General features: G+C 73.0%; 20 protein-coding genes. 1 reads left to right on the top strand and 19 read right to left on the bottom strand.

The window, feature by feature from the left end:
* Positions 1–391: 391 nt before the first annotated feature.
* The 12 genes from ACGFIG_RS29505 to ACGFIG_RS29450 form a co-directional block, all read right to left on the bottom strand.
* A complete protein-coding gene (locus tag ACGFIG_RS29505) occupies positions 392–1015 on the bottom strand; it encodes a sigma-70 family RNA polymerase sigma factor (protein ID WP_393008460.1) in 624 nt (207 codons plus the stop codon).
* Positions 1016–1250: 235 nt separating this feature from the next.
* On the bottom strand, positions 1251–2030 hold the full coding sequence (locus tag ACGFIG_RS29500) for an ABC transporter ATP-binding protein (protein WP_393008458.1): 780 nt from the start codon (positions 2028–2030) through the stop codon (positions 1251–1253).
* Positions 2027–3127, bottom strand: coding sequence for a FecCD family ABC transporter permease (locus ACGFIG_RS29495; RefSeq protein ID WP_393008456.1), 1101 nt, complete (start codon positions 3125–3127; stop codon positions 2027–2029). Before ACGFIG_RS29495 ends, ACGFIG_RS29500 begins: the two co-directional genes overlap by 4 nt.
* 5 nt (positions 3128–3132) lie before the next feature.
* Entirely contained in the window at positions 3133–4161 is a 1029-nt protein-coding gene (locus tag ACGFIG_RS29490; RefSeq protein WP_393008454.1) for an ABC transporter substrate-binding protein, read from the bottom strand.
* Entirely contained in the window at positions 4158–5639 is a 1482-nt protein-coding gene (locus tag ACGFIG_RS29485; protein WP_393008452.1) for an MFS transporter, read from the bottom strand. The genes ACGFIG_RS29490 and ACGFIG_RS29485 overlap by 4 nt, the downstream gene beginning before the upstream one ends.
* The gene (locus ACGFIG_RS29480) at positions 5636–9463 is read right to left on the bottom strand and encodes an amino acid adenylation domain-containing protein (protein ID WP_393008450.1); all 3828 of its coding nucleotides are present in this window, start codon (positions 9461–9463) and stop codon (positions 5636–5638) included. Before ACGFIG_RS29480 ends, ACGFIG_RS29485 begins: the two co-directional genes overlap by 4 nt.
* A complete protein-coding gene (locus ACGFIG_RS29475) occupies positions 9456–9692 on the bottom strand; it encodes a phosphopantetheine-binding protein (protein ID WP_393008448.1) in 237 nt (78 codons plus the stop codon). The genes ACGFIG_RS29480 and ACGFIG_RS29475 overlap by 8 nt, the downstream gene beginning before the upstream one ends.
* Positions 9693–9784: 92 nt before the next feature.
* A complete protein-coding gene (locus ACGFIG_RS29470; protein ID WP_393008446.1) occupies positions 9785–10660 on the bottom strand; it encodes a TauD/TfdA dioxygenase family protein in 876 nt (291 codons plus the stop codon).
* Between the two features lie 105 nt (positions 10661–10765).
* The gene (locus ACGFIG_RS29465; protein WP_393008444.1) at positions 10766–11611 is read right to left on the bottom strand and encodes an alpha/beta fold hydrolase; all 846 of its coding nucleotides are present in this window, start codon (positions 11609–11611) and stop codon (positions 10766–10768) included.
* 54 nt (positions 11612–11665) lie between these two features.
* Positions 11666–13990, bottom strand: coding sequence for a heavy metal translocating P-type ATPase (locus ACGFIG_RS29460; protein ID WP_393008442.1), 2325 nt, complete (start codon positions 13988–13990; stop codon positions 11666–11668).
* A complete protein-coding gene (locus ACGFIG_RS29455) occupies positions 13977–14993 on the bottom strand; it encodes a hypothetical protein (protein ID WP_393008440.1) in 1017 nt (338 codons plus the stop codon). The genes ACGFIG_RS29460 and ACGFIG_RS29455 overlap by 14 nt, the downstream gene beginning before the upstream one ends.
* Positions 14990–16102: a 3-oxoacyl-ACP synthase III family protein gene (locus tag ACGFIG_RS29450; protein ID WP_393008438.1), complete on the bottom strand. Its 1113-nt coding sequence runs from the start codon at positions 16100–16102 to the stop codon at positions 14990–14992. The genes ACGFIG_RS29455 and ACGFIG_RS29450 overlap by 4 nt, the downstream gene beginning before the upstream one ends.
* 507 nt (positions 16103–16609) lie before the next feature.
* Between ACGFIG_RS29450 and ACGFIG_RS29445 the strand changes: the two genes are divergently transcribed.
* The gene (locus ACGFIG_RS29445; protein WP_393008436.1) at positions 16610–17767 is read left to right on the top strand and encodes a sensor histidine kinase; all 1158 of its coding nucleotides are present in this window, start codon (positions 16610–16612) and stop codon (positions 17765–17767) included.
* Positions 17768–17834: 67 nt separating this feature from the next.
* Here ACGFIG_RS29445 and idi read toward each other — a convergent pair whose 3' ends face one another.
* From idi to ACGFIG_RS29410, 7 genes are all read right to left on the bottom strand, one after another.
* Entirely contained in the window at positions 17835–18419 is a 585-nt protein-coding gene (gene idi, locus ACGFIG_RS29440; protein ID WP_393008435.1) for an isopentenyl-diphosphate Delta-isomerase, read from the bottom strand.
* Positions 18420–18440: 21 nt separating this feature from the next.
* Positions 18441–19406, bottom strand: coding sequence for a UbiA family prenyltransferase (locus ACGFIG_RS29435; protein ID WP_393008433.1), 966 nt, complete (start codon positions 19404–19406; stop codon positions 18441–18443).
* A 58-nt stretch (positions 19407–19464) separates the two neighbouring features.
* Complete coding sequence (locus tag ACGFIG_RS29430) at positions 19465–20271, bottom strand: TauD/TfdA dioxygenase family protein (RefSeq protein WP_393008431.1); 807 nt, start codon at positions 20269–20271, stop codon at positions 19465–19467.
* Positions 20268–21254: an L-tyrosine/L-tryptophan isonitrile synthase family protein gene (locus ACGFIG_RS29425; protein WP_393008429.1), complete on the bottom strand. Its 987-nt coding sequence runs from the start codon at positions 21252–21254 to the stop codon at positions 20268–20270. The genes ACGFIG_RS29430 and ACGFIG_RS29425 overlap by 4 nt, the downstream gene beginning before the upstream one ends.
* The gene (locus ACGFIG_RS29420) at positions 21251–23995 is read right to left on the bottom strand and encodes an AAA family ATPase (protein ID WP_393008427.1); all 2745 of its coding nucleotides are present in this window, start codon (positions 23993–23995) and stop codon (positions 21251–21253) included. Before ACGFIG_RS29420 ends, ACGFIG_RS29425 begins: the two co-directional genes overlap by 4 nt.
* Before the next feature lie 44 nt (positions 23996–24039).
* Positions 24040–24831 (bottom strand): thioesterase II family protein, encoded by a 792-nt coding sequence (locus ACGFIG_RS29415; RefSeq protein ID WP_393008425.1) that lies wholly within the window; start codon positions 24829–24831, stop codon positions 24040–24042.
* A gap of 61 nt (positions 24832–24892) precedes the next feature.
* Positions 24893–25066 carry a hypothetical protein gene (locus ACGFIG_RS29410; RefSeq protein ID WP_393008423.1) on the bottom strand — a complete coding sequence of 58 codons (174 nt, stop codon included), beginning with the start codon at positions 25064–25066 and terminating at the stop codon, positions 24893–24895.
* Positions 25067–25501: the final 435 nt, after the last annotated feature.

Here is a 25501-nt window from a genome sequence, read left to right as displayed (position 1 = left end):
CTCTAGCGCAGCCGGCCTACGCCCAGCGGCAAACCCGCCCCGCACCCGCTCCGGCCGGTCCCCCGCCGACCGCGATGCCCGGTGACGGGCGTCGGTCCAACAGCCACGGAACTCTCCCCACTGGTCGACCCGGCGGTGGGAATGCTCCTCGTCGGCGCGCGCGAAACCCGCTACGGCCGAACCGACGCCGACGGGGCGCCGCAGCCCACGAGTCATTACGCACCGCAAACGCTTTTGAACAGATTCCCGCCCACGAATTGTGCGTGTCCCTACGAACACCTTCCCCCTGAGGACGACCTTTCCACATAAAAATCACGGGCGTCAAGCCGCTAACGCGCAGTCGCCGCGGCGCGAAAGGGTCCTACTCGATGCTAGGGAACATTTGCCGCCGTCACGTCATAACCTCTAGTAGGGACATTTGGCGCGGGGATCGGCGCGCCCGGCCGCCGCCTCCCGAGGGAGCGCCGGACGCCGTCGCCAGCGCCGACACCAGGTCACGGCGGGCCCGCGCGACCCGGGAGCGGATCGTGCCGACGGGGCAGCCGCAGAACTCGGCCGCCTCCGCGTACCCGAATCCGATCACCTGCGTGAGGACGAACGCGAGGCGGCGGCCGGCGGGCAGCGTACGCAGCGCGAGGCTGAGGGCGACGGCGTCGTCCGGGCCGGGCGAGTGCAGCGCGCCGGAGCGCTCCGCGGTGGCCTGCCAGTCCGGGCCGGAGACGATCCGGGGCCGGCTCGCGGCGGCACGGAAGTGGTCGGCGGCCACGTGCCGCGCGATGGCCAGCAGCCAGGCCCGCGCGTGGTGGCGCCCGGTGAACAGGTGCGCGCTGCCCAGCGCGCGGACGAACGTCTCCTGTGTCAGGTCCTCGGCGTCGGCGTGCCCCACGAGATAGACCAGGAAGCGCCAGACGTCACGCTGCGTGCTACGGATGAACGGGTCCGCCGCGGCGCGGTCCCCCCGCCCGACGGCCAGGGCCAGGGCCGTGACCGCGTTCTCTCCCAGTGACTCCGACATGGATTCACGTTAACCGTACGAAATGCGGGGATGAATGGCTTCCAGTGGTGGTCCAGCAGGCCTCATGGCCGACGACCAGAATTCGTTGGAACGGGTCGCCCAGCACGCCCGCGGACCCGCTGCGCGGCTGCGTACGGGTGCGGTGGCGGGAGGGTCGACGGCGCGCACCCCGGGCGACGCCGGCCGCCCGGGGTGCGCGCCGCCCGGGCGGCGGACACGTCCGCCCCACCACGGCTCAGCCCACCCGGGCCAGGGGTCGTGCGCCGTAGGTGACGCGGACGATGCCGTCGTCGTGGCGTTCCGTCTCGGCGGTGACCCCGAAGACCCGGGAGAGCACCTGGGGCGTGAGCGCGTCCAGCACGGGCCCCACCGTGACCACCTGCCCACGGTCCAGCACGACGAGGCGGTCGCAGCTACGCACCGCGAGGTCCAGGTCGTGCAGCACCGCCAGCGTGGTGACGCCCAGCGTGTGCACCAGTTCCAGCAGCTCGAAGCGGGCCCGGATGTCCAGGTGGTTGGTCGGCTCGTCGAGCACCAGGAGCTTCGGCTGCTGGGCGAGCGCCCTGGCGAGCAGCACCCGCTGCTTCTCGCCGCCGGACAACGAGCCGTAGATGCGGTCCGCGTGCTCCAGCATCCCGGTACGCGTCAGCGCGTCGACGACGATGTCGTGGTCGGTGGCCGTCTCGCGGTCGAACACCCCCTTGTGCGGCGTACGCCCCAGCGCCGCGACCTCCCGCACGGTCAGTCCCGGGGGTGTGGGGCTGTTCTGCAACACGGCGGCGGTCCGCCGCGCCGCCGCCCGCGCCGACAGCGACCAGACGTCCTCGTCGCCGAGCAGCACCTGCCCGCCGCACGGTCGCACCGACCGGTAGATGGTCCGCAGGAGCGTGGACTTGCCGCTGCCGTTGGGGCCGATCAGTCCGACGACCTCGCCGGGCGCGACGTCCAGGCTGACGTCGCGCAGGATCGGCGTACTGCCGATGGAGACGCACACCTGCTGCACCTGAAGCTTCATGAGTGGGACAGGCTCCTATCCCGGCGCATCAGCCAGATGAAGAACGGTGCGCCGAAGAGGGCGGTCAGGATGTTGAGCGGCAGTTCGTTCGGCGGGTCGACCGTCCGGCACAGCAGGTCGACGACCACGAGGTAGACCGCGCCGACGAGCGCCGCGAGGGGCAGCACCCGGCGGTGGTCCACGCCGAACGCGAGCCGCACCAGGTGCGGCACCATCAACCCGACGAAGCCGATGCCACCGGCCACGGCGATGAGCGCGCCCGCGAGCAACGACGTCAGGATGATCGCCACGACCCGCAGCCGCTTGACGTCGATCCCGAGGGCGGTCGCCGACTCGTCGCCGGTCACGAGCGCGTTGAACTGCCGGGCGTACAGGGTCAGCAGCGCGGTCACGGCCAGGACGACCACGCCCGCGACCTGCAGTTGCTCCCAGCGGGCGCCCGCCACGCTGCCGAGCAGCCAGAACATGATCTGGCGCATGTTGTTCGGCGTCGTCTGCAGCTGCAACAGGCTGGTGATCGACGTGAAGACGTAGCTGATCGCGACGCCCGCGAGCACGAGCCGGACCGGGTTGATCCGGCCGCGCTGCTGGCCGAGGGCGAACACCAACGCCACCGCGAGCATCGCGCCGAGGAACGCCGCCCCCGAGACGCCGAGCCCGCCGAGCGTGCCCGCGCCGAGCGCCATCACGGTGACGGCACCGACCGAGCCGCCCGCCGACACCCCGAGGATGAAGGGGTCCGCGAGCGGGTTGGCCACGAGGGCCTGCAACACGACGCCCGCGACCGCGAGGCCGGCCCCGCACAGCGCCGCCAGCAGCACGCGCGGGATCCGGAAGGTCCAGACGATCTGGTCGTGCGCCGGGTCCACCGCGGGGGTCGCCCCGGTCAGGTGCGCCCAGACGATCCGGCCGGTGTCGCCGACGGAGACCTGGACCGATCCGACGGCCGCCGCGACGAGGATCAGCGCGACCAGCAGTACGCCGAGCACGAGCAGGCACAGTGGCAACGGTGCGGCGTGCAGTGGGGCCGGCCGGACGGCGTGGCGTTTGGGCAGGGCCGTCACCCGGCCGTTCGGAGAACGCGTCAAGGTGGTCATGGCGCTCAGAACGCCTCGGGGTGCGCGGCCTGCGCGATCTTGGCGACCGCGAGGTGGTTGCTGGGGCCGAGGTAGATCGAGTCGGACAGCACGACGTAGCGGTTGTTCTTCGCCGCGTCCCACTGCGGGAACTGGGCGAGCAGCTTCTTCGCGTCCGCGTCCGGATCCTTCGACATGTAGTTCACGACGAGCAGGACGTCCACGTCGGCCTTGGCGACCTGCTCGCGGGAGAGGTTGGCGAACATCTGTTCGGTGGCGCCCGCGAAGGCGTTCACCGCACCGGACCTGGCCATGATGTCGTTCCAGATCCCGTTGCCGCCGACCGAGCTGAACTCGCCGCCCATCGCCATGCCGGGGATGATCAGCATGACCTTCTGCTTCGGCAGGCTCGCGGTCTTCGCCCCGACCTCGGCGATGCGCGCCTTCGAGTCGGCGATGATCTTCTCGGCCCGATCGGACACCCCGAAGATGGCCCCGAGGTCGCGCAGCAGCGCGTAGCTGTCCTCGACGGTCGGCGTGCCGGAGACCGTGCCGACCTCGCCGCACGAGTTCTGCGGCGCGTACGTGTTGGCCCCGACCGCCGCGAGGTCGTCGCGGGTGGCGAAGCCCGCCTCGGCCCGGAAGCCCCCGTCGTAGGTGGAGATCACGAAGTCGGGCGTGAGACCGATCATGGCCTCGCGCGGGATGTCCGACATGTCGTTGAGCTTGATGTTCCCCGTCGGCAACTGCTTGATCGCGTCGACCCGGCCGTCGACCTCCGAGGCGCCGTAGGACTGCGCGTTGGCGACGATGCGGTCGGCGACGCCGAGTTCCAGCAGCGCGGAGACCTCCGCGACCGAGCCGCCGTTCATCACCACCACGCGGCTCGGCGGCCGCTCGTAGGTGTACTTCTTGCCGCAGTTGCTGATCGTCACCGGGTAGCCCGCCGCCGGCGGCCCGCCCGACAGCTCGGCCTCGCTCCTGGCCGCCGTGCAGGCCGTGCTGAACAGCAGGGCGGCGACCGCCGCCGCCAGGGGGAATCGCTTGAGTTTCATCCGGTCCTCCGAATGGTCGACGTGGCGACGGGCGTGGGCGCCGCCGCCCCTTCCGGTTCCGCTGCCGCAGCCGTCGGCGCGGGCAGATGGTGCAGACGGGCACTGACCAGGCCGGCGCAGGTCGCGGAGGCCGCGAGCAGGAGCGCGGTGGCCGCGAAGGCGTTCGCGTGGTCGGCGAAGGGCACCCCGGGGTCGCCGGGCGTCGCGCCGAGCACGGTGCGGTACCAGACCCCCGCGACCGCGACCCCGAGCGCGAGGCCGAACTGCGTCACCGTCGTCGCCATGCCGGACGCCGCGCCGGCCTCGGTCGGCCTGACCCGGCCGAGGATCCCGGCCACCAGAGGCGAGACGACCAGGCCCTGCCCGAAGCCGGCCAACGTGACCACCGCGACGAGCATGGGCGCCTGCGCGGACTCCGGCGCCTGGACGACGCCCGCGCTCGCCAGCAGGACGGCGGCGAGCAGGCCGCAGCCCCAGACCGGGGTCGGCGTCGCCACGAGGCGACCCACCCGCCGGTTCGCCGCCGAGCCCAGCGAGAAGCCGATCCCGAGCGGCACGAACATCAGCGCCGCCGTGAGGGGCGTGAGGCGCAGCCCCGTCTGCAGGTAGTAGGTGAACACGAGGAAGAGCCCCGAGTTCGTGGCGAACAGCGCCAGCACGGTCAGCAGGGACAGCCGCATCCCCGGGGCCGTGACGACCCGGGGCGGAAAAAGCGGTTCGCCGCCCTCGCGGTGCAGACGCCGCTGCTGGTTGACGAGCACGACGGCCAGGGCGACCGCCAGCGGCACCCCGAGCCACAGCCACGCCGAGCCGCCCGGCCCGAAGACCAGGGGTACGAGCAGGGCGGGTGCCGCCACGATGGTGAGCGCCGCGCCCGCGAGGTCGAGGCGGTGCGGCGCCTTCGGCACGGTGTGGGGCAGGATCCCGCCGAGCGCCAGGATCACGATCCCGACGGGCACGTTCACGAGCAGCGCCGGCCGCCAGCCGAGGCCGAGGATGTCGGCCTCGACGATGAGCCCGCCGCCCGCGATGCCGCTGATCACGCCGAGGCCGATCACCACGCCGTAGACGCTGATGGCCCGCGCCAGCCGGTCCGGGTCCCGCATCGTGGCCCGGATGATCGCGAGCACCTGGGGCGCCATGAACGCCGCCGCGGCGCCCTGGAGGAAGCGGGCCACGATGAGCAGGTCGGCGTCCGGCGCCACGCCGCACAGCAGCGAGGTCACCGTGAAGCCGGCCACGCCCCAGAGGAACACCGTGCGGTGCCCCATCCGGTCGCCGAGCCGCGCGCCGGTCACCATCAGGGCCCCGAACGCGATCACGTACGCCGCGCCGACGAACTGGATCTGGTCGAAACCCGCTCCGAGGTCGTGCTGGATGGACGGGCTCGCCACGTTGACGACGAACCCGTCCACCTGGGTCATGAACGTCGCGGCGAGGACCGCGCCGAGTCCGAGCCACTCACGCCGTTCGCTCATGCTGCCCTCCGGAGATCGCCGACAGGTGGGAGTACGGCGCCGACCCGCGCCAGGGGACCGGCGGCGAGCATGCCGTCGTGGGTGCAGTCCAGCCGGTGCACGTCGATCCGCCCGTCGACGTACGGCTGCCAGCTGTGCGGGCCGGGCCAGTCCGGGGTCTTGCCGGCCGTCGCCTCGACGACCAGCACGTCACCGGCGAGGCGGCGGGGCGTCCAGCCGGCGGCCAGCCGCGAGTTGCGCGCGAACGCGCCGTACGCGAGGCGGCGCTGCCCCTCGTCGAGACCGCCCAGCGCGGCCTGGCCGAGCACGGCGGCGGCCGCGTCGTGCTCGCCGGGCGGCGGCAGGTCCCGCCAGGCGTCCGGCACCGGGTACGAGTCGAGCAGCGCCAGCAGCGCCACCGACTCGCCCGACTCCGTGAGGCGCGTGGCCATCTCGTGCGCCACCAGCCCGCCGAACGACGCGCCGAGCAGGTGGTACGGCCCGACGGGCTGGATCTCGCGGATGCGGCGCAGGTGGTCGGCGGCCAGCTCGGCGACGCTCGCGCACGGCCCCACAGCGGTTGACTGGAGCCCGTACACCGGGCGGTCGGGCAGGCCCGCCAGCAGCGCGGCGTACGACCACGCCAGCCCCGTGGCCGGCGCGACGCAGAACAGCGGCGGCCCGCTGCCCCGCGTACGTAGGGGGAGCAGCACCTCCGTCGCGCCGCCGCCGGTGTCCGTGGTGAGCGCCGGCGCGAGCTTCGCGACGGTCGGCGCCTCGAACACCGTCCGGATGCTGATCTCCACGCCGAACTCCGCGCGCACCCGGCCCATGAGCCGGGCGACGAGCAGGGAGTGCCCGCCGAGCGAGAAGAAGTCGTCGTCGATGCCGACCTCCGGCAGGCCGAGCAGGTCGGCGAAGAATCCGCACAGCACCGTCTCGCGGTGGTCGCGGGGCGCGCGCCCGCCGACCGTCGCGCTCACCTCCGGCGCGGGCAGCGCCGCGCGGTCGAGCTTGCCGTTCGTGGTACGCGGGATGGCGTCCAGCGCGACGAACGCGGGCGGCACCATGTAGTCGGGCAGCCGCTGCGCCACGAACTGCCGCAGCGCGGCGGGCTCCGGCGCGGCGTCGCCGGCCGGCACGACGTAGCCGACGAGCCGGAGCTGGCCGGGCGCGTCCTCGCGGGGCACCACCGCCGCCTGGGCGACCGCGGGATGGGCGAGCAGGACCGCCTCGATCTCGCCCGGCTCGATGCGGAAGCCCCGGATCTTGACCTGGTCGTCGGCGCGGCCGAGGAACTCCAGGGTGCCGTCGGGCCGCCAGCGGGCGAGGTCGCCGGTGCGGTACATCCTGCTGCCCGGCGGCCCGAACGGGTCCTCGACGAACCGCTGCGCGGTCTGCTCCGGGCGCTCGTGGTAGCCGCGGGCGACCGGTGCCCCGGCGAAGTACAGCTCCCCCACCGTGCCGGGCGGCACGAGCCGGCGCGCCGGGTCCAGCACGTACGCCCTGGTGTTGGTCAGCGGCCGGCCCACGATCGGCTCGGCGCTCTCGGCGAGCCGGCACCAGAGGGTGTCCACCGTGCACTCGGTGGGGCCGTACAGGTTGTAGACGGTCATGCCGGTGCCGCGCAGCGCCGTCCAGAGGGCGGGGCCGGTGGCCTCACCACCGAGGGCGAGCACGGCGGGCCGGTACCGGCCGGCGTCGAGGAACCCGTTGGCCACCAGTTCCTCGGCGTACGTGGGGGTGATGTCCATGAAGTCGATCCGGTGCCGGGCGACGTAGTCGAGCATCGCGGCGGGGTCGCGGCGCCGGTCGTCGTCGACGTAGTGCAGCTCGTGGCCGTCGAGCAGCCACAGCAGGCCCTCCCACGAGGTGTCGAACGACAGCGACGCGGACAGGGCGGCCCGGCACACCCGCCCGTCGGCCGCCGGCCGGATCATCGTGTCGCGGTGGTGGTGGAAGAGGTTGACCAGCCCGCGGTGCTCGACCACGACGCCCTTCGGCACGCCCGTCGAGCCGGACGTGTAGATGAGGCAGGCGGCGTGCTCCGGCGTCAGGCCGGTGTCCGCCACGGGCCCGTCGGGCAGCCCGGCCAGCTCGGCGGCCGTCGCGGGGGCGTCCACCAGCAGCACCGGGACGTCCGTCGGCTGACCGGCCGAGAGTGCCGCGGTGGTGAGCAGCACGACGGGTGCGCTGTCGGCGAGCATCGCCGCGACCCGGCGGGCGGGCAGGTCCGGGTCGACGGGCACGTACGCGGCGCCGGCCTTGAGCACGGCGAGCAGCGCCACGATCGCCTCGGAGGTACGCGGCAGCAGGAGCGCCACGTGCCGGTCGGGACCGGCCCCCCGGGCGACGAGCAGATGGGCGAGGCGGTCGGCACGGCGGTCGAGTTCGGCGAAGGTGAGCGTGGCGTCGCCGGCCACCAGCGCCGTACGGTCTCCGGTCGCGGCGGCCTGGGCGGCGAACAGCGCCGGTACGGTCACCGCCGGCAGCGGCCGGGCCGTGTCGTTCCACTCCTCCAGCAGCAGTCGGCGCTCGCCGTCGAGCAGCGTGTCGACCCCGGCCACCGGCGCGTCGGGGGCGGCGGTCACGCGACGCAGGAAGGCCAGGAACCGGGTGAGGTGACCGGTGAGTTCCCCGTCGTCGTAGCAGTTGGGGTTGGCGTCGAGGACGATCCGCAGGCCGCTGCCGTCGCCCCGGTCGTACACGTGGACCACCAGGTCCTCGACGAGCCCGGCGCTGACGTTGTGCACGACGCCCCGCTGCCCGGCGAAGCGCAGGCCGTAGTCGAACGGCATGATGTTGACCGACGGCCCGAACAGTTTGCGCTCGCTGGCCACCATCCGCAGGTCGCGGCGCAGTTGCTCGTAGCGGTAACGCAGGTGTGGACGCCCGGCCCGCAGCTCCGCGGCGACCTGGCCGGCGAGGTCCGCCAGCGTGGCGGTGGGCGCGACGCGCACCCAGAGCGGCACGACGTTGGTCACCATGCACGGCACCCGCAGCGACACCGAGCCGAGCCGGGCCATGACGGGCAGCGCGAGCGTCAACTCGTCGGCGCCGGTCATCCGGTGCAGGTACGCCGCGAAGGCCGCCGTGAGCGTCTCGCTCCACGTGGTCGCGGTGGCCGTGGCGACCGCCTTCAACGCGTCGATGCCGGCGGTGTCGAGGTCCGCGGTGGCGCGACGCACCGTCCGCGCCAGCTCCCCGCCGCGGCGGGCGAGCACCACCGGCGCCGCCCTGCCCCGCGCCCGCGACGTCCAGTGCTCGCGCGCGGCGGCGTACCTCTCCGAGTCGGCGTAGGCGCGGTCCTCGTCGACGACGGCGGCCAGCGACCCGAACGTGCGGGACGGCGGCTCCCGCCCCTCGACGGACGCGGTGTAGAGCTCCGCCACCCGACGGGCCACGAGGGACAGCCCGTAGCCGTCCAGGGCGATGTGGTGCACGCGCTGGTACCACAGGACGTGCTCCGGGCCGAGCCGGAGGAACGCCTGCCGGAACAGCGGGTCCTTGCGCAGGTCGACGGGGTTGTCGAGGTCCGCGCGCATCCACGCCGTCGCGGCGGCGAGCGGGTCGGCCTCGGCGCTCGTGTCGACCAGGTCGACCGGCCACGAGCCGTCGTCGCGGGGGCGTTGCCACGCCCGCCCGTCGGCGTCCTCCTCGAACACGACGTTGAGCGCCTCGGCCTCGCCGACCGCCCCGCGCACCGCCGCCTCCAGCAACCGCAGGTCGACCGGGCCGCGGATCTCCACGTACTCGGCCGTGTTGAACGCGGGGCTGTCGGGGTCGAACTGCTGGCCGGTCCAGATGCCCTCCTGGGCGGCGCCCAGCGGCAGTGGCTCACTCATCCCGGCTCACCAGCAGTTTCACCCACTGCTGCACCGTCGGCCGCTCCGCCAGCTCGACGAAGCTGACCTCGGCGCCGGCGTCCCGCCACCGCTCCAGGAGCGTCATCAGCCGCACCGAGTCCAGGCCGGAGTCGAACAGGTCCTCCGTGTCGAAGCTCTCGTCCGGGCGCCGGTGGAGCAACTCGGCGACGTCCGCCCGGATCGTCGCCGCCGTCAACTGATCTGCCACGTCATGCCTCTCGACCTCGTGCGATGTGGACACCGGTGGGATCCGACGGTCGGTGCCGCCGGATCCCACCGCAGATCGACGTCCGTGCGGGACTAGGCCGCCGCGTCCACGTCGTCGTAGACGGTGACGCGGTAGGACACCGCCGGCTCCGGGGTCGCGGTGTGCAGCGCCCGGTGGACCAGGCTCTGGTTGTCCCAGAGGAGCATGTCGCCCTTCTCGAACGTCTGGAGGTGGATGTTCTCGTGCTGGTAGGTGCGGTCGAGCTGGCCGGTGGCCGTGAGCAGCTCGGCCAGCAGTTCCGGCCGGTCGTTGCCGTCCGCGTCCTGCAGCGACAGGGTGAAGCCCTCGCTGAGGTACAGCAGGGTCTCGTCCGTGTGCGGGTGCGGGAACGCGAGCGGGCTCGTCACCGGCGGGGTCTTCGCGTTGACCTCGTCGATGATCTCCGAGATCGGCCGGTAGACGTCGGTGGGCCGGATCTTGAAGTACCGCAGCACGCTGTGCGTCGCCGTCGTCTCCTTGGCGGCGAGCTTCAGCTCCTCGGAGAGCTGCTCGTAGGCCGTCGCCAGGTTGATGAAGTACGTGCCCCGGTTCTTCGACGGCACGACCTGCGGGTAGATCATCGTGATGTCGAACGGGCGCGGCATGAACTGGTAGTCCGAGTGCCAGAACTTGCCGGTCTTCGGCACCCCGATCTGGCGGCCGTCCTCCTCCTTGACGTTGGAGGAGACGAACACCTCCTTCACCTCGGGGTGGTGGTAGACCGGCTCGTAGTACTCCGCGACCCGGCCCAGCCGCTCGCCGAGCGCCAGGAACTGCCGCGGCGACAGGTCCTGGTTCTTCAGTACGACGATCTTGTTCGAGTAGATGGCCTTCTTCAGTTCGACGATGTCCTGCGCCGAGGCGGTTTCCGCGTCGAAACCCTCCACGATCACGCCGAACTTCTTGCCAGCCTGCGGGGTGATTTTCATTCGCACTCCTCTGAGCGGTGGTCCCGGCATCCGAGTACCTCAGTAGTCGCGTCCGGTCGGTCAACAGTTCCCGCCCCGACGGATGTGCGGGGCCGAATTGCCAGCTCAATTACCGCGCTGTGGGTTCACATTTCCGCGGGCTCCTCTGCGATTCTCGGCCTGCCTTTCCCGCAGCACCTGGATGTGGCAGGCGTGGATGACGGCAGCGGCGCCGTGCGGGTCGTCGCGTACGACGAAGTGACCGCTGCCGGGGATGACGAAGTGCTGCGCCCGGGGAAGCACCCGTCGGGCCCGCAGCGCGTCGCGCAACGGGACGACGCGGTCCTGGCCGGCCCACACGAGGTTCACCGGCGTCGTGTCGGTGGCGTCGGCGCGGAACGAGTAGAGCCCCGCGTGCCGGCTCAGGGCGGACAGGTCACTGGTGATCATCGACGTCACGTCGGCGGCGGCCACGTCGGCCCGCAGGGCCACGGGTCGGGCCGACACGCCACCCATGACGAGCCTGCGGACGACCCCCCGGGTGAGCAGCCGCCTGCGCGTCCTCGGCCCCACGGCGGCGGTCATCCGCAGGACCGCGTGGGTCCGCACGACGCAGATCGACGCGTGGCAGACCGCCCGGAACCCGATGCTGCACAGGGCCGTCACCGCCGCGACGGGCACCCGACGCGCCAGTTCGAGCGCGACGACCCCGCCGAGCGAGTGCCCGACGACGTGCGGCCGGCGCAGTCCCAGCGCGCCGATCCGCTCCGCGACGTACTCGGCGAGCCTCGGCACGACGTCACGGTCGTACGCGACCCCCGGCACGCTGCCGTGGCCGGGCAGGTCGATCGCGACGGTCCGGGCGAATCCCGGGATGCGCTCGACGACTGCGTCCCAGCTCGCCCGGCCGAGGCCGGCCGCGTGCAGCAGCAGGAGCTGAGGATCCTCCGCGAGCCGGCTCGGCTCGGCCATGGTGCGGCTCCGATCTCTTCCGTTTCGGGCGTGCCCGCGCGACACGTGGACGCGTCAGGAGGCGGTGACCATCGGCGGGCGCGCCGCCTCGACCGGGTCGGCCCGGTCCGGGAGCTCGTTGCCCGCCAACGCCTTGAACCGCCGCAACCGAAGGCTGTTCGACACCACGAACACCGAGCTGCCGGCCATGATCAGACCCGCCAGCATCGGATTGAGCAGTCCGCTCGCCGCGAGCGGGATGGCCGCGACGTTGTACGCGAAGGCCCAGAACAGGTTGCCCTTGATCGTGGCGAGGGTGCGGCGCGACAGCCGGATCGCGTCCGCGACGACCCGCAGGTCACCGCGGACCACGGTCAGGTCGCCCGACTCGATCGCCACGTCGCTGCCGGTGCCCATCGCGATGCCCAGGTCGGCCTGCGCGAGCGCGGCGGCGTCGTTGACGCCGTCACCGACCATCGCGACGACCTTGCCGTCGGCCTGGAGCCGCTTGACCAGGTCGACCTTGCCGGCGGGGAGCACCTCGGCGACCACGTCGTCGATCCCCACCTCCGCCGCGATCGCCGCCGCGACGGCCGCGTTGTCGCCGGTCAGCAGGATCGGGTGCAGCCCCAGCCGCGTGAACTGCGCCACCGCCGCCCTGCTGCTGGGCTTGACCCGGTCGGAGACGACCAGCATCCCGCGCACGGCGCCGTCCCACCCGACCATCACCGACGTACGGCCCGCCGCGTCGGCCGTCGCCCTGGCGCTGGTCAGCTCCGGGGGGAGCACCTGCGCCCACGCGCCCAGCAGCGACGCCCGCCCGACGATGACCTCGTGCCCGTCGACCGTGCCGCGCACGCCGACGCCGGTCTCGCTGGAGAAGTCCGCGACGGCGGGCAGTTCCCCGCACCGTTCCCGCGCGCCCGCGACGACCGCCCGGGCGATGGGGTGCTCGGACGCGGCCTCCAGGGCACCGGCGAGCCGCAGCAGCTGGACGTCGCTCTCGCCGTCGACGGGCACGACCTCCACGACGGACATCTCGCCGGTGGTCACCGTGCCGGTCTTGTCGAGCACCACGGTGTCGACGGTCCGCGTGGACTCCAACACCTGCGGCCCCTTGATGAGGATGCCGAGCTGCGCGCCCCGGCCGGTGCCGACCAGCAGCGCGGTGGGCGTCGCCAGTCCCAGCGCGCACGGGCAGGCGATGATCAACACGGCCACGGCCGCCGTGAACGCGGCCGCCGCCGGCTGGCCGGAGCCGAGCCAGTAGCCCAGCGTGGCGAGCGACAGCGCGATCACCCCGGGCACGAACACGGCCGACACCTGGTCGGCGAGCCGCTGGACGTCGGCCTTGCCGGTCTGCGCCTCCTCGACGAGCTTGGCCATCTGCGCGAGCTGCGTCTCGCCGCCCACCCGCGTGGCGCGTACGACGAGCCGCCCGCCGGCGTTCACCGTGGCCCCCACGACCTCGTCGCCGGGCCCGACCTCGACGGGCACGGACTCGCCGGTCAGCATGCTCGCGTCGACGGCGGAGGAACCCTCCTCCACGACGCCGTCGGTCGCCACCTTCTCCCCCGGCCGCACCAGGAACCGGTCCCCGACCGCGAGGGCCGAGATCGGCACGGTCGTCTCGGCGCCGTCGCGCAGCACCGTCACGTCCTTGGCGCCCAGCGACAGCAGCGCGCGCAGCGCGGCGCCGGAGCGGCGCTTCGCGCGGGCCTCGAAGTACCGGCCGCAGAGGATGAAGAGGGTCACGCCCGCGGCGACCTCCAGGTACATGTTGCCCTCGCCCGGCGTCCGCTCCAGCGTGATCCGGAACGGGTGCCGCATGCCGGGCTCGCCGGCGGTGCCGAGGAACAGCGTGTACAGCGACCACGCGAAGGCGGCGAGCGTGCCCACCGAGACCAGCGTGTCCATCGAGGCGGCGGCGTGCCGGAGGTTGGCGAAGGCGGCCCGGTGGAACGGCCACGCCCCCCACACGACGACCGGCGCGCTCAGCGTCAGGCAGGCCCACTGCCAGTACTCGAACTGGAGCTGGGAGAACATCGACATCGCGATGACCGGCACCGCCAGCACCGCGACGACCCAGAGGCGGTGGCGGGCCATCCGCAGTTCGCGGTCGTGCTCGGCCTCCTCCAGGGCCGCCGGGTCCGGGGCGTCCGCCGCCACCGCCGTGGGCGGCTGCACCGGCCGGGCCGTGAACCCGATCTCCTCGACGGCGGCGATCACCCGCTCCCGCGAGACCCCCGGCGTGACCAGCACCTTCGCCTTCTCGGTGGCGTAGTTGACGGTCGCCTCCACCCCGTCGATCGCGTTGAGCTGCTTCTCGATGCGCGCCGCGCAGGCCGCGCAGGTCATGCCGCCGATCAGCAGTTCCAGGTGGTTCTCAGCCGTGGCCATGCTGCGTGCCCTCCCCCGTGCTGCCGCCCGACGTGTCGGCGGGGACAGCGGCTCCGCCGTTGCGCACGGCCTCCTCGTTGCGGGCCTTGGCCGCCGCGAACGCCTCCTCGCTCAGGCCGTGCGGGGGCGGGTTGGGGCCGTCCACGCGCAGGGTGAAGGCCGCCGTACGCACGACGCCCTGGTGCTGGAAGTCCAGGAACAGCCGGTAGTCGCCGAAGGTGGGCGCGGTGGCGTGGAACTGGATGTCCGGGCCGGGGGCGGTCTGCCCGTCGCCCGGCGTGCCCTCGGGGTGCACGTGCAGGTACGCCATGTCGCCGTCGCGGAGCGCGACGAGGTGCCCGAAGGCGCCCAGGTACGGCTCCAGGTCGGTGACCGGCTTGCCGTCGCGCGCGACGCTGAGCGTCAGCTTGCCGTCCTTGCCCGGCGCGAGTTCGCCCGCGAGGGTCACCGTGTACCCGTCGACCGTCGCGGTGCTGGCAGGCGCGGGGAGCGCCTCCGGCCGGTAGTCGCCCGACACGGAGACGTCCGCCCCGAGCGTCTCGCCGTGGATGCCCCACAGCGGCATGTAGTCGGCGAAGACCCGGTACTCGCCGGCCGCCGCGAAGGTCAGCGGCACCCGCCACACGCCGTCGGAGCCGAGGTTGGGGTGCACGTGCTGGAAGTTCGTCAGGTCACGCCGCGCCACGATGAGATGCATCAGCTTCTCGTGCTGCGGCTTGTACTTCACCAGCGGCGTACCGTCGTGTTGCAGGATCTGGAAGGCGAAGGTCTGCTTCGTGCCCGCCCGGACGTTGTCCGTGAGCACCTTCAGGCTCATGCTCTCGTGGGAGAGCGCCAGGCCGTACGAGGACTCCTCCGCGGCCGCGGCGGCCGGCTTCGCGGCTGCCGCGGGTGCGGGTACGGCGGTTGGTGGGGGCCCGACCACGCGGCCGACGGTGTAGGCGCTCCCGAGCACCAGCACCAGGGCGAGCGCGAACGCGCCGAGTTTCGTCAGGGTTTTCATTGATGACCGTCCTGTGTCGACAGGGTTGACGTGGAAGCGGGCAGGGGACGCGACGTGGCCCTCCCGCGATCGGATCCGGCGTGGGGGACCGTCCCCCGTTCCCGTGGCGGGCCGGGCGCCCCGCCCCAGCGCAGCAGGCACGCCCCGAACGACATCCCCCCGCCGAACCCCAGCAGGAGGACGAGGTCGCCGTCGCGGAGCAGGCCGGCCCGGTGGGCGTGGTCGAGGGTGAGCGGCACCGAGGCGCTGCCGACGTTCGCGTACTCCTCCACGGTGCGGTGCGTCTGTGCGGCGCTCAGGCCGCACGCGCGTACCAGCTCGTCGAGGAGCAGGCCGTTGGGCTGGTGCGGCACGACGTGCGCGACGTCCGCCGCGCTGAAACCCGCCCTGGCCAGCAGTTTGTCCACGAACGGCGGGAGCTCCTGCAGGACCAGCTCGCTGACGCCACGGCCGTGCATGCGGAAGAAGTGACCGCCGTCCGCCACGGTGCCCGCCGACGCCGGCAGCCGGCTGCCGCCCGCCGCCACCCGGATCAGGTCCCCGGCGTCGCCCCTGCTGGCCAGCTCGTACTCGACGACGCCGCGTCCCGCCGGCACCGCCCCCACGACGGCCGCACCGGCGCCGTCACCGAACAGCACGGCGGTACGCCGGTCGTCGAAGTCCAGGATGCGCGAGTACACGTCGGCGCCGACCACGAGGGCGTGGGTGCCCGGCCGGTCCGCCACCAGCGACTGCGCCAACACCAGGGCGTGCACGAACCCTGCACAGACCGCGTTGACGTCGAGACACGCGGCCCCGTACGCGCCGAGGCGGTCCTGCACCAGGCAGGCCGTCGGCGGTTGCGGGTGATCCGGCGTCGACGTCGAGACGATCAGGTAGTCGACGCGGTCGACGCCGAGGCCCGCGTCCCGCAGCGCGCGCGTCGCGGCCCGTACGGCGAGGTCCGACGTGGCCTCCTCCGGCGCGGCGAAACGGCGCGAACGAATGGCGGTCCGACGCACGATCCATTCCGGACTCGCTCCCGGTACGCGACGCGCGATTTCCTCGTTCGGCAATGCTCGCGTGGGCACCCAGGATCCGGTGCCCAGAATTCCGACGGATGAGGACACAGCAGCCTCCAGAGAGGAGAGGCATTTCGTGACTGCAAATTAGCCGAGTCGAACCATCGACCGCAATCACGCACAACACCGATCGACGCAGTGCTGCCGCGCAAATTACCGAGCGATGGCGGAAACGATTTCGAGGCGATGGAACGCACAATTTCCGAAACCGCCTCGGCGCTCCTGGCGCGCATCGGGCACGGTTCACCGGCGCGGTTCTCCCGGTGGCGACCGTGACGCCACGACGGGTGGCATCCGGACACGTCGGTGACGGGAACGGGTTCGGGGGTTGCGTCCGGCACGGAGTCGCAGGGCGGTTCCGGCGACCGACGGCGTCGGCGTCGACCCGCGGCCCGGTCACGGCCGGCCGCCACCTGGGCGCGAACAGAGCGTGATCGATATACTGCGTTTCGTGTCGACCGACGTACGGCAGACGACAGGCGGGGCCCCGCCGGCCGGGCCGCGCGTGCCAGCCGCGCCCGGCACGCGTCACGTCCGCCGGAAGCCGTGGCGCTGATGCTCACCGGGACCCGGCCGGCGCACGCCGTGTCGACCCCCGGCATGCGCCAGGCCCGGTGGTACGTCCTGGCGGCCGCCGCGAGCGGGATCGCGGCGTGCGTCCTGCTCGCCGCCCTGGAGCTGCGTCAGGAGCCCGACCCGCGCGGGATCGTGCTCGCCTCGCTCGGGACGCTGCTCCTGGTCGTGGCGCTGGCCGGCGCGCTGTACCGGTCGGTCCCGCCGTGGTCGGCGGCGGCGAACGGCCGGCGGCTGCTCGCCGGCTGCGCCGTGGCTGTCGTGCTGTCGGCCCCGCTCGTCGGGCCGTTCGGCGCCACCCCGGGGCGGGGCTGGGCGTTCGTGGGGGCGGCGCTCGCCGGGGCGGCGCCGCTGCTCCTGCCGCCGCGGTACGCGGTGACCCTGATGGCCGGGACGGTGCTGGTGACCGCCGCGACGGCCTGGTGGCTCGGCGGCCCCGTGCGCGACGCGGTGACCGTCACCGTCGTGCTCGGGCTGTGCGTGGCGGTGTGGAACGTGCTGCACCTGTGGTTGTGGACGTTCCAGGCGCAGGCCCGGGAGGGACGCGACGCCGTGGCCCGCCTGGCGGCGGCCGACGAGCGGCTGCGGTGCGCCCGGGACGTGTACGCCCTGCTCGCCAACGAGCTGTCGGCGATCGTCCTCAAGGCCGAGCTGGCGTCGCGGCTGGCGCTGGTCGACGGGGAACGGACCAGACAGGAGACCGCCGAGATGCGGGCGCTCGCGGCGTCCGCGCTGGCCCGGATGCGCGAGGCCGTGCACGGCTACCGCGCCGTCGGCCTGCGTGAGCAGGCGCACGCGGTGGCCCGGGGGCTGCGCGACTCCGGCCTACGGTGCTCGGTGACGCAGCCGAAGCGGGACCTGCCGCCCGCGCTCACCGAGCCGCTGGTGGCCGTGCTGCGGGAGGCGGGCGCCCACGTCCTGCGCCACGACAGGGCGCGCTGGTGCACGATCGAGATCGCCCGCGAGGCGTCCGGCGCACGCCTGACGGTCGTCAACGACGGCGCCGACAACGGCCCCGACATCGCCGCCAGCGGGCTGCCGGCGCTGGCCGACCGGCTGCGGGACGCGGGAGGCACGCTGCTCACCCGGCGGGAGGGCGGCACGTTCACGGTGCGGGCCACGGTCCGCGCTGGGTCGTGACCGGGCGACGACGAGCGCGCGGCGGCCGTGCCCACCCCAGCCGGTGGGTACGGCCGCCGCGCGCCGCTCAGCCGGTGGCCGTCAACGCCCCGCCGGGCAGGAGACACTCGTCGGCCGTGGGCCACCGCGTCGGATCGTCGCCGAGCATGACGAGCTCGGCGACCTGGAGCCGGCACCACGGCGACACCGAGATGTCCCCCGTGCCCACCGCGTACACGAAGTCCGCCCAGTCGACCCACTCGAAGTCGCCGATGGCGGCCGGGTCGGGGGTGGGACGTTCGTCGGTGACCACCCGGAACACCGGGGAGACGGCGTTCTCCGCCACCCCGTTGTCCATCACCGCGCGGTACCGGAAGGCGGGCAGGACCAGCTCCGGCGCGGGCGCCGCCAGACCGAGTTCGGCGCGTACGGTGCGGGTCACCGCCGCCGGGACCGGCTCCCCGGGCACGGGGTGCCCGTAGCACGAGTTCGTCCAGATACCCGGCCAGGTACGCGTCCGGTCGCTGCGCATGGTGAGCAGCAGCCTCGCGTCGCTGGTGAAGACGTAACAGGAGAACGCCAGGTGCAACGGCGTACGCAGGTGGTGCACCGTCGCGCCCTCGGTGGCGCCGACGGGACGTCCCTGTTCGTCGAGCAGCACGACCTGCGCCATGGTGTCCCTCCCCACCGGGATTCAGCTCGCCTGTGCGAAGGCGGCGGCGATCACGGTTCCCCACCCGGTGCTCGCCACCTGCAGCGGCACCAGCTTCGCCCGGGGCCGCAGGAACGCCAGCGCGTCCGCGAGGGGCTTGCCCCGCACGCCGCGCCAGGTGCCCGACACGTGCACCAGCGCGAACGCGATGGCGGCGATCATCGGCACGGCGCCCCAGGTGAACCCGCCGATGGCGAGCACCGACACGCACACCGTGGTGCCGCCGACCGCGATGAGCCCGCTCGCGACGGCCATCGCGCGGGACAGCCCCAGCGCGCGTACGCACGTGCGGATGTCGAACGCCGCGTCCTCCGGCCAGTCCTCGGCGGTGTTGACCATGACGATGCCGACCTGGTTCAGCCCGAATCCGACGATCACGGCCAGCAGCGGCCACGACAGCTCACCGGGCACGGACCGTACGACGACGAGCATCGGCAGCCAGATCAGCACGGCGGCGAGGCCCGGGATCTGCCCCACGCCGGAACTCTTGAGGTGCACCGGCGGGATGGAGTACTGGGCGCCGATCCAGAGGGTGAACGCGACCAGGGGAAGGATGTCCCAGTGCCCGGTGCGGAAGGTGAAGTAGGTCGCGAGGGCGAGCACGCCCGCGCCGGTCGCCGCGATCTGCCAGCGGACGTTGCGCAGCCCCAGCCCGTACACCGCCTGGGACAGCCACGTCTTGTAGACGGCGTCCACGTCACGGTCGGCGTACGCGTTGGTCATGTCGATGAAGTGCATGATGGACAGCGCCATCACGATCACCAGCGCGAAGTGGACCGACGCGAGGGTGCCGATGTCGTCGACCGACAGCAGCGACGGGATCGCGTAGATGGCCAGCATCACGGGCAGGAACTCGACCCGGCGGATGCGGATGGAGTGGTAGATCGGGCGCCGCGCGATGGCCGGTGCCGGGGTGGGCACGCCTGTGCGCGCCTCTTCGACGGTCATGGTGTCTTCCTTCGGGTTGAGGACCTTCGGTGGCGCCCGTGGGCGGCCCTGACCGTGGTCAGAGGATCTGGATCCGCTGCAGGTGCCGGGAGGAGTTGCCGCGGAAAGCGTTGCGACCGTGCAGCAGCGCCTGGTTGTCGACCACGACGATGTCGCCGTCGACCCACTCGTGGTGGTAGCAGACGTCCGGGTGGTGCAGCCGGTCGCGCAGGTCGGCGAGGAACGGCTCGGCCTCCTCGGCCGACCGGCCGCCGACGGACACCCACACCGGGTTGCGGTAGCGCTCGGGGTCGAGCGGCTCGCCGTACCGCATGATCGTCTCGCCGGTCTCCGAGTGCGTGGTGAGCAGGGGCGAGACGGTCTCGCCGCCGTAGTAGCCCAGCTTCTCCGTGCGGTAGCTGACCTCCGTGGCCGCCCACTCGCGCACCAGCTCCGGCGAGGCGCGCCGGATCACCTCGGTGCTGTCGGAGAACACCGTCTCGCCACCGCCGCCGGGCACCGGCGCCTCGACGCACTGGAACAGGAAGTACCGCGGCGCGGCCCGCGCGAACGCGCCGTCCCAGTGGAACGGCACGTCGGTGCGGCTGAACAGGTAGTTCTTCGGGTCCTCCTGAACGACCAGGTCCAGGATGGCGCCGAAGTCCCAGGTCAGCACCTCGCCCCAGGCCTCGCAGTACGCGACGAGGTCCTCCCGGTCGAGCAGCGGGAAGCCGCGCAGCACGACCACCTTGGACTCGACCGTCCAGCGCTCCAGCGTCGCGGGCGCGATGTCGCGCAGGTCCGCGCCGTCCTGCTGTGCCGTCACGAGCGTGCCGAACGGCGCCAGCGACGTCCGCTCCACCCGCAGTTCGTCTGCTCTGGTCATGACGCGAACTCCTCCTGCCGGAAGTGGGGGTTGACGTAGTGGCTCGGCCGGCCGTTGCGCCAGACCAGCGAGGCCCGGTCGCTCTCGGCCTGGCTGCGCTTGACCAGCGTGAGGTTGACGCCGTCGTCGAGGACGACGCCGTGCCACGGCGTGAGCCAGCTGTCCCTGGTGCGGATGAGGTGCAGGCCGATCTTCTCGGCGTGCCGGGGCTGCGGGTGGATCGACAGCCGCAGCGAGTGCGGGAACTTCGTGCCGACCAGGTCTCCCCAGGCGCGGCTGCGCCGGATCATCTGGTAGGCGAACTCCTTGCAGTGCTCCCGCAGCTTCGTCCGGCTCAGGCCGGGGTGCAGCGGGGCCTGGTCCTCGAGCATGAACCGGTGCATGCCGTTGAACAGCGACCGGGCGCCCACGTCGGTCAGCACCTCGGCGCGGATGTCCTCCAGCGACGTGGCGTACCCGTCGAGCAGCAGCCGGCGCATGTCGTCGTAGGGCATCGCCCCGAAGGCGTCGTCGAGCGAGTACATCGACACCGAGGAGGCGCCGGTCTGGTCGATGATGCGTTGCAGCTCCGTGCGGTACGCGGTCACGTCCTCGTCGGGGATGCCGAGCAGGTCGGAGAAGACGTGCCCGTCGGAGCAGATGAGGATCCGCGCGCCTGTCGGGTGGTAGTGGCTGACCTGTTCGCAGAAGGACTGGAGGAACTCCACGGAGATCCGCTCACCGAGGTCGGGCAGGGCACCGACCACCTTCTCCGGGTTGCGGGACTTCGCGGGGAACGCCGGCAGTACGAAGTGCAGCGGCTCGCCGCTGCGCAGGTAGCGACCCACCCGCTCCTCGTGGACGGCGAAGCAGTCGTCGCACGGCTGCCCCCCGCACGGGTCGTCGGCGTGTTCGAGTCGGCGGAAGCGGAAGACCAGCTCGAGTATCTGCCGGGCGAGCGTGCGCTCCCGGGTACCGACCTGTTCTTCCTCGGCAACGGTCATGTCCTGTCCGATCGCATCGTGGTTTCCTTGTCGCCGGAGGGTGGGCCGACCGGGGCGCGCCGGCGTCGCGCGCCTCGCGCGCCCTTCGGCGGGTCGATGTGCACCAGCTCCGTACGCGTGCTGATCTTCAATTTCCGGTAGGCCCGCGTCAGGTGCTGCTCGACGGTGCTGACGGTGATGAAGAGGCGGTCGCCGATCTCCCGGTTGGTGTGCCCACGGGCGGCCAGGTTCACGACGCGGCGCTCGGCGTCGGTCAGCGAGGCGAGCCCGTCCTTCGCGCCGGTCACCCCGGCCTCGATGGTGTCGTCGGACGGCTTGAGCCGGCGCCGCAGCAGTTCGGCGTGGCAGCCCTCGGCGAGCTGGAGCGCGTGCGCGCCCATCATCTTGGCGCGCCCGAACTCGCCCAGGGCGTGCCCGGTCTGGCTCAGGTCCGCGAAGACGTGCGCCAGCTCGTGCCGATCCCCGCTGGCGTGCAGCAGGTCCATCGCCTCGCGCAGCATCACCTGGCGTTGCTTGGGCGCGTACGCCGCCGCCAACGCCCGCAGGCCCATGCCCTTCGCGCGGGGTGCGTCGCCGCCCGGCAGCGCGAGGTGTTCGGTGACCAGCTTGCGGGCCTGGTCGGGCCGGCCCATCCGCACGTACAGCCGGGCGAGGTCCACCCGCCACGGCAGCGTGCCGGGATCGTCGGCGCCCCAGCCCACGACGAGCTGGCCGGTGGCCTGGAAGTCCGCCACCGCGGCGTGCCGCCGGTCCACGGCGTCGTAGTAGACGCCGCGGGCGTGCAGGTACTGCGGCCAGAACAGGCTCTGCCGCATCGCGGCCGGTGTCGGCTCCCGCAGGGCCGCCTGGGCCCCGGCGAGCTGCCCGGTCATCGTGCAGGCGAGCACCAGGTGCGCGAGCGGCGAACCGACGGCGACACCCCAGGCGGCGGGCGGCATCGTGGCCAGCGCGTCGCGCGCGTGCCGCTCGGCGGCGGCGAGGTCGCCGCGGCACAGGGCCACTGCGGCGCGCACGTCGCTGAGCACCGCGCGCCAGCTCGTGATCTCGTGCGCCTCGGCCTCCTCGGCCAGCTTCTCGCACCACTCGGCGGCACGGTCGAGCTGGGCGGCGCGGATCAGCACCCGCAGCGCGTGCCACACCGACACCAGCAGGGAGTCGCCGGGGCGGGCGCGTTGCAGCACCTCCTCGGCGCGGTCGACCGCCGCGTCCCGCCCGGGGTCGCCGGGGCCGTCGCCGCCGTGCGGGTGACAGTGCCGCAGCCACCCCCGGGTGGCGAGGTGGTCGGCGCCGAGGTCCGGATCCGGGTGCCCGGTGACGTCACCCACCCGGGCGAGCGCCTGCGCCGCCTCGTCGTGCCGGCCCTGCCACGCGAGCGACCGGGCGAGCAGGAGCGTGTCGGCCTCGTCGAGGAGACCGGCACGACCCGCCTCCGCCAGCGACGACAGGTGGCGCGGCACCGCCTCGGGGTCACCGCGCCAGTGCACCCGGACGAGGGCCGCCTCGACGGCCGCCCGCTCGCGCGCGTCGGCGGTGGATCGCAGCGCCAGTTCCAGGCAGTCGACGGCGTGCCGTACGGCTCCGCCGGCGACGGCCTCCCCGGCCGCCGCGACCAGCACCGGCGTGGCCCAGGGCCCGGCGGGCTCGCCGGCGCCCACCAGGTGCGCGGTCACCTCGGCGGCGGACGCGCCGTCCTCGTGCAGCAGCCGCGCGGCCCGCGACCGCAGTGCCGCCTGCGTCTGCGGCGGGCAGTCGTCGAGCACCGCGGCACGCACGGCCGGATGGTGGTAGGTGTGGCCCTGGGTGAGGCCCGCCTCCGCGAGCGCGCCGAGCACCTGCCGGGTGGTCGCCGCGCAGAGGCCCACCAGCCCGGCGACGAGCCCGGCGGACGCCGCCGGGCCGACGACCGCGAGCGCGCGGGCGACGTCGAGCAGCCGGGGGTCGCTGCGGTGCAGGCAGGCGAGCGCGGTCTGCACGAACGACTCGCCCACGGTCGGCGCGACGTCGCCGTCGGCGCCGGTCAGGGCGTCGTCGAGCAACGCGTGTACGAGCATCGGGTTGCCGCCGCTGACGGCGTGCGCCGACGCGGCGAGCCGCCGGGCGGTCTCCGGCCGGATCCGCTCGGCGAGCAGGAGACCGACGCCCTCGGGCGACAGCGGGAGCAGCCGCAGGTGGCGGCAGTGCGGCTGTCGCGTGAGCTCCGCCCGGAACGCCGCCGCCTCGGGCCGCGCGCCGACGCAGCCGCTGAGCACGAGCAGCACCCGCGCGAAGCGGATGCGCCGTTGCAGGTACAGCAGCGCCTGCAAGGACAGGGAGTCCGCGAACTGGACGTCGTCGACGACCACCACCAGGGGCCGGTCGGCGGCGACGTCGAGGAGGACCTGACAGACGTCCTCCAGCAGTTGCGCGTCGGCGTGGCGCAGGGTGGTGGAGCCCGGGTCCATCGCCGGCCCGGTGTCGCGCCGCAGCAGCGGCAGGTGGTCGGTCGAGGTGGTCTGGGCCCGGAGGCTGTGGAACAACTGCCCCACCACGCCCAGGGGGATCATGCTCTCCGCGACCGAGCAGGCCGCGGTCAGCACGAGCGCGCCGTCGCCGACGGCCACCTCGGCGACCGCGCTCACCAGCCGGGTCTTCCCGCTGGCGACGCCGCCGTCGACCAGCGCGACCCCGCCCTGGCCCTCGGCCGCCGACGCGTACGTCTCGGCCAGGTCGGACAGCAGGTGTTCTCTCTCGATCAGTGCCATGTGGTCACCTCCGGACACTCCTGAGGCTCGGATCGACCGGCGACTCAACTCGATCGTTCGGCGTGGGCGACCGTGGCGCCGCCACGCGGGGCCGGGCTGAGCGACCGGGTGTGCGCCCTGATGCTGCGCAGCACCGCGGACATGTTGTCGTTGAGATAGAAGTGACCGCCCGGGTGGACGACGAACTCGAACCCGGCATCGGTGTGTTCCCGCCACGCCCGGGCCTCGTCGAGCGTCACCCGCGGATCGCTGTCGCCGATGTGCGCGACGATCGGGCAGTCCAGGCGTGGCCCGGGCCGGTACTCGTAGGTCTCGGCGGCGGTGTAGTCGGAGCGGATGGCCGGCAGGACCATCCGCAGCACGTCCTCGTCCTCCAGCAGGGCGGTGTCGGTGCCCGCCAGCGCGCGTACGTCGGCGATCAGGCCGGCGTCGTCGCGCAGGTGGGTCCGCTCCTCCTTGCGCAGGTGCGGCGCCCGCCTGCCGGAGACGAACAGCGCGGTGGGGCTGACGCCCGCCCGCCCCAGCCGCAGCGCGACCTCGAATCCGATGGTCGCGCCGAGGCTGTGACCGAACACGGCCATCGGCCGGTCGACCAGCGGAAGCAGCGCCGCCACCAGCTGGTCCGCGATCTCGTGGGCCGAGGTGAGGGCCGGCTCCCGCAGCCGGTCCTGGCGACCGGGGTACTGGACGGCGAGCACGTCGACCTCGGGTGCGAGCGTCCTGGCCACCCGGAGGAAGTAGCTGGCCGAACCGCCCGCGTGCGGCAGGCAGAGCAGCCTGGTCGCCGCCGCGTCCGCCGGGTGGAACCGTCGCACCCACAGGTCGGTGTCTGTCACTTCGTTCCCCCCGTGAATCAGCTCGTGGTCGTCGGCGCCGTGTCGGTCGCGCCGCGTTCCGTCAGCGGACGGTGTCCGTCCGGGCCTCGCTCCAGCTGATGGTGGTGGGCCGGACCGCCGCCAGGTCGCTGGTGGTCCAGCTGTCCACGACGTCGATCCGGACGTCGCCCTCCACCGGAGCGTCGGCGCCGTCGAAGAAGAAGGCATTGAGAATCTCGGTCGCATTGACAGACATGGGAGTCCCCTCTCGCAGCTTGCCCGGTGATGCGGAACGTCATCTAAACCTGCTGCACGGGCATGTGTTTCAACAAGGCCTGCGCTCACCGTCTACGCGAAGGTTCATCACAGGGGAATCATGAATCGCTCATACCCCGCCACACACGCAGGCCCGATGACTTTTGTCAATACCCGACCCGGCCGCGCAAGCGTCGGAAGCATTTCGACCTGCGACCGTCCCATGTTCCGGGAAGGCCTGGCGCGACAGGGGTCACGTGCTATGGACGACCCGGCGAATCGGTCCGGGGGAATTGCTCCACGGGGACTGCGGGAGCAACATTCGGCAGGTCACGGGCACTGTTCCCGCATTCGTCCGTGCCGGTGTCACAGGACCCGGATGACGAACTCACGCCCCACCACGAACCAACAATGCCTGACCAGCAACTCCACACTG

Origin of the sequence: Micromonospora sp. NPDC049048, assembly GCF_043197615.1 — a bacterium.
Lineage (GTDB): Bacteria > Actinomycetota > Actinomycetes > Mycobacteriales > Micromonosporaceae > Micromonospora.
Note: the sequence above shows the minus strand (reverse complement) of the source record. Positions and strands in the feature narration are given on the sequence as shown.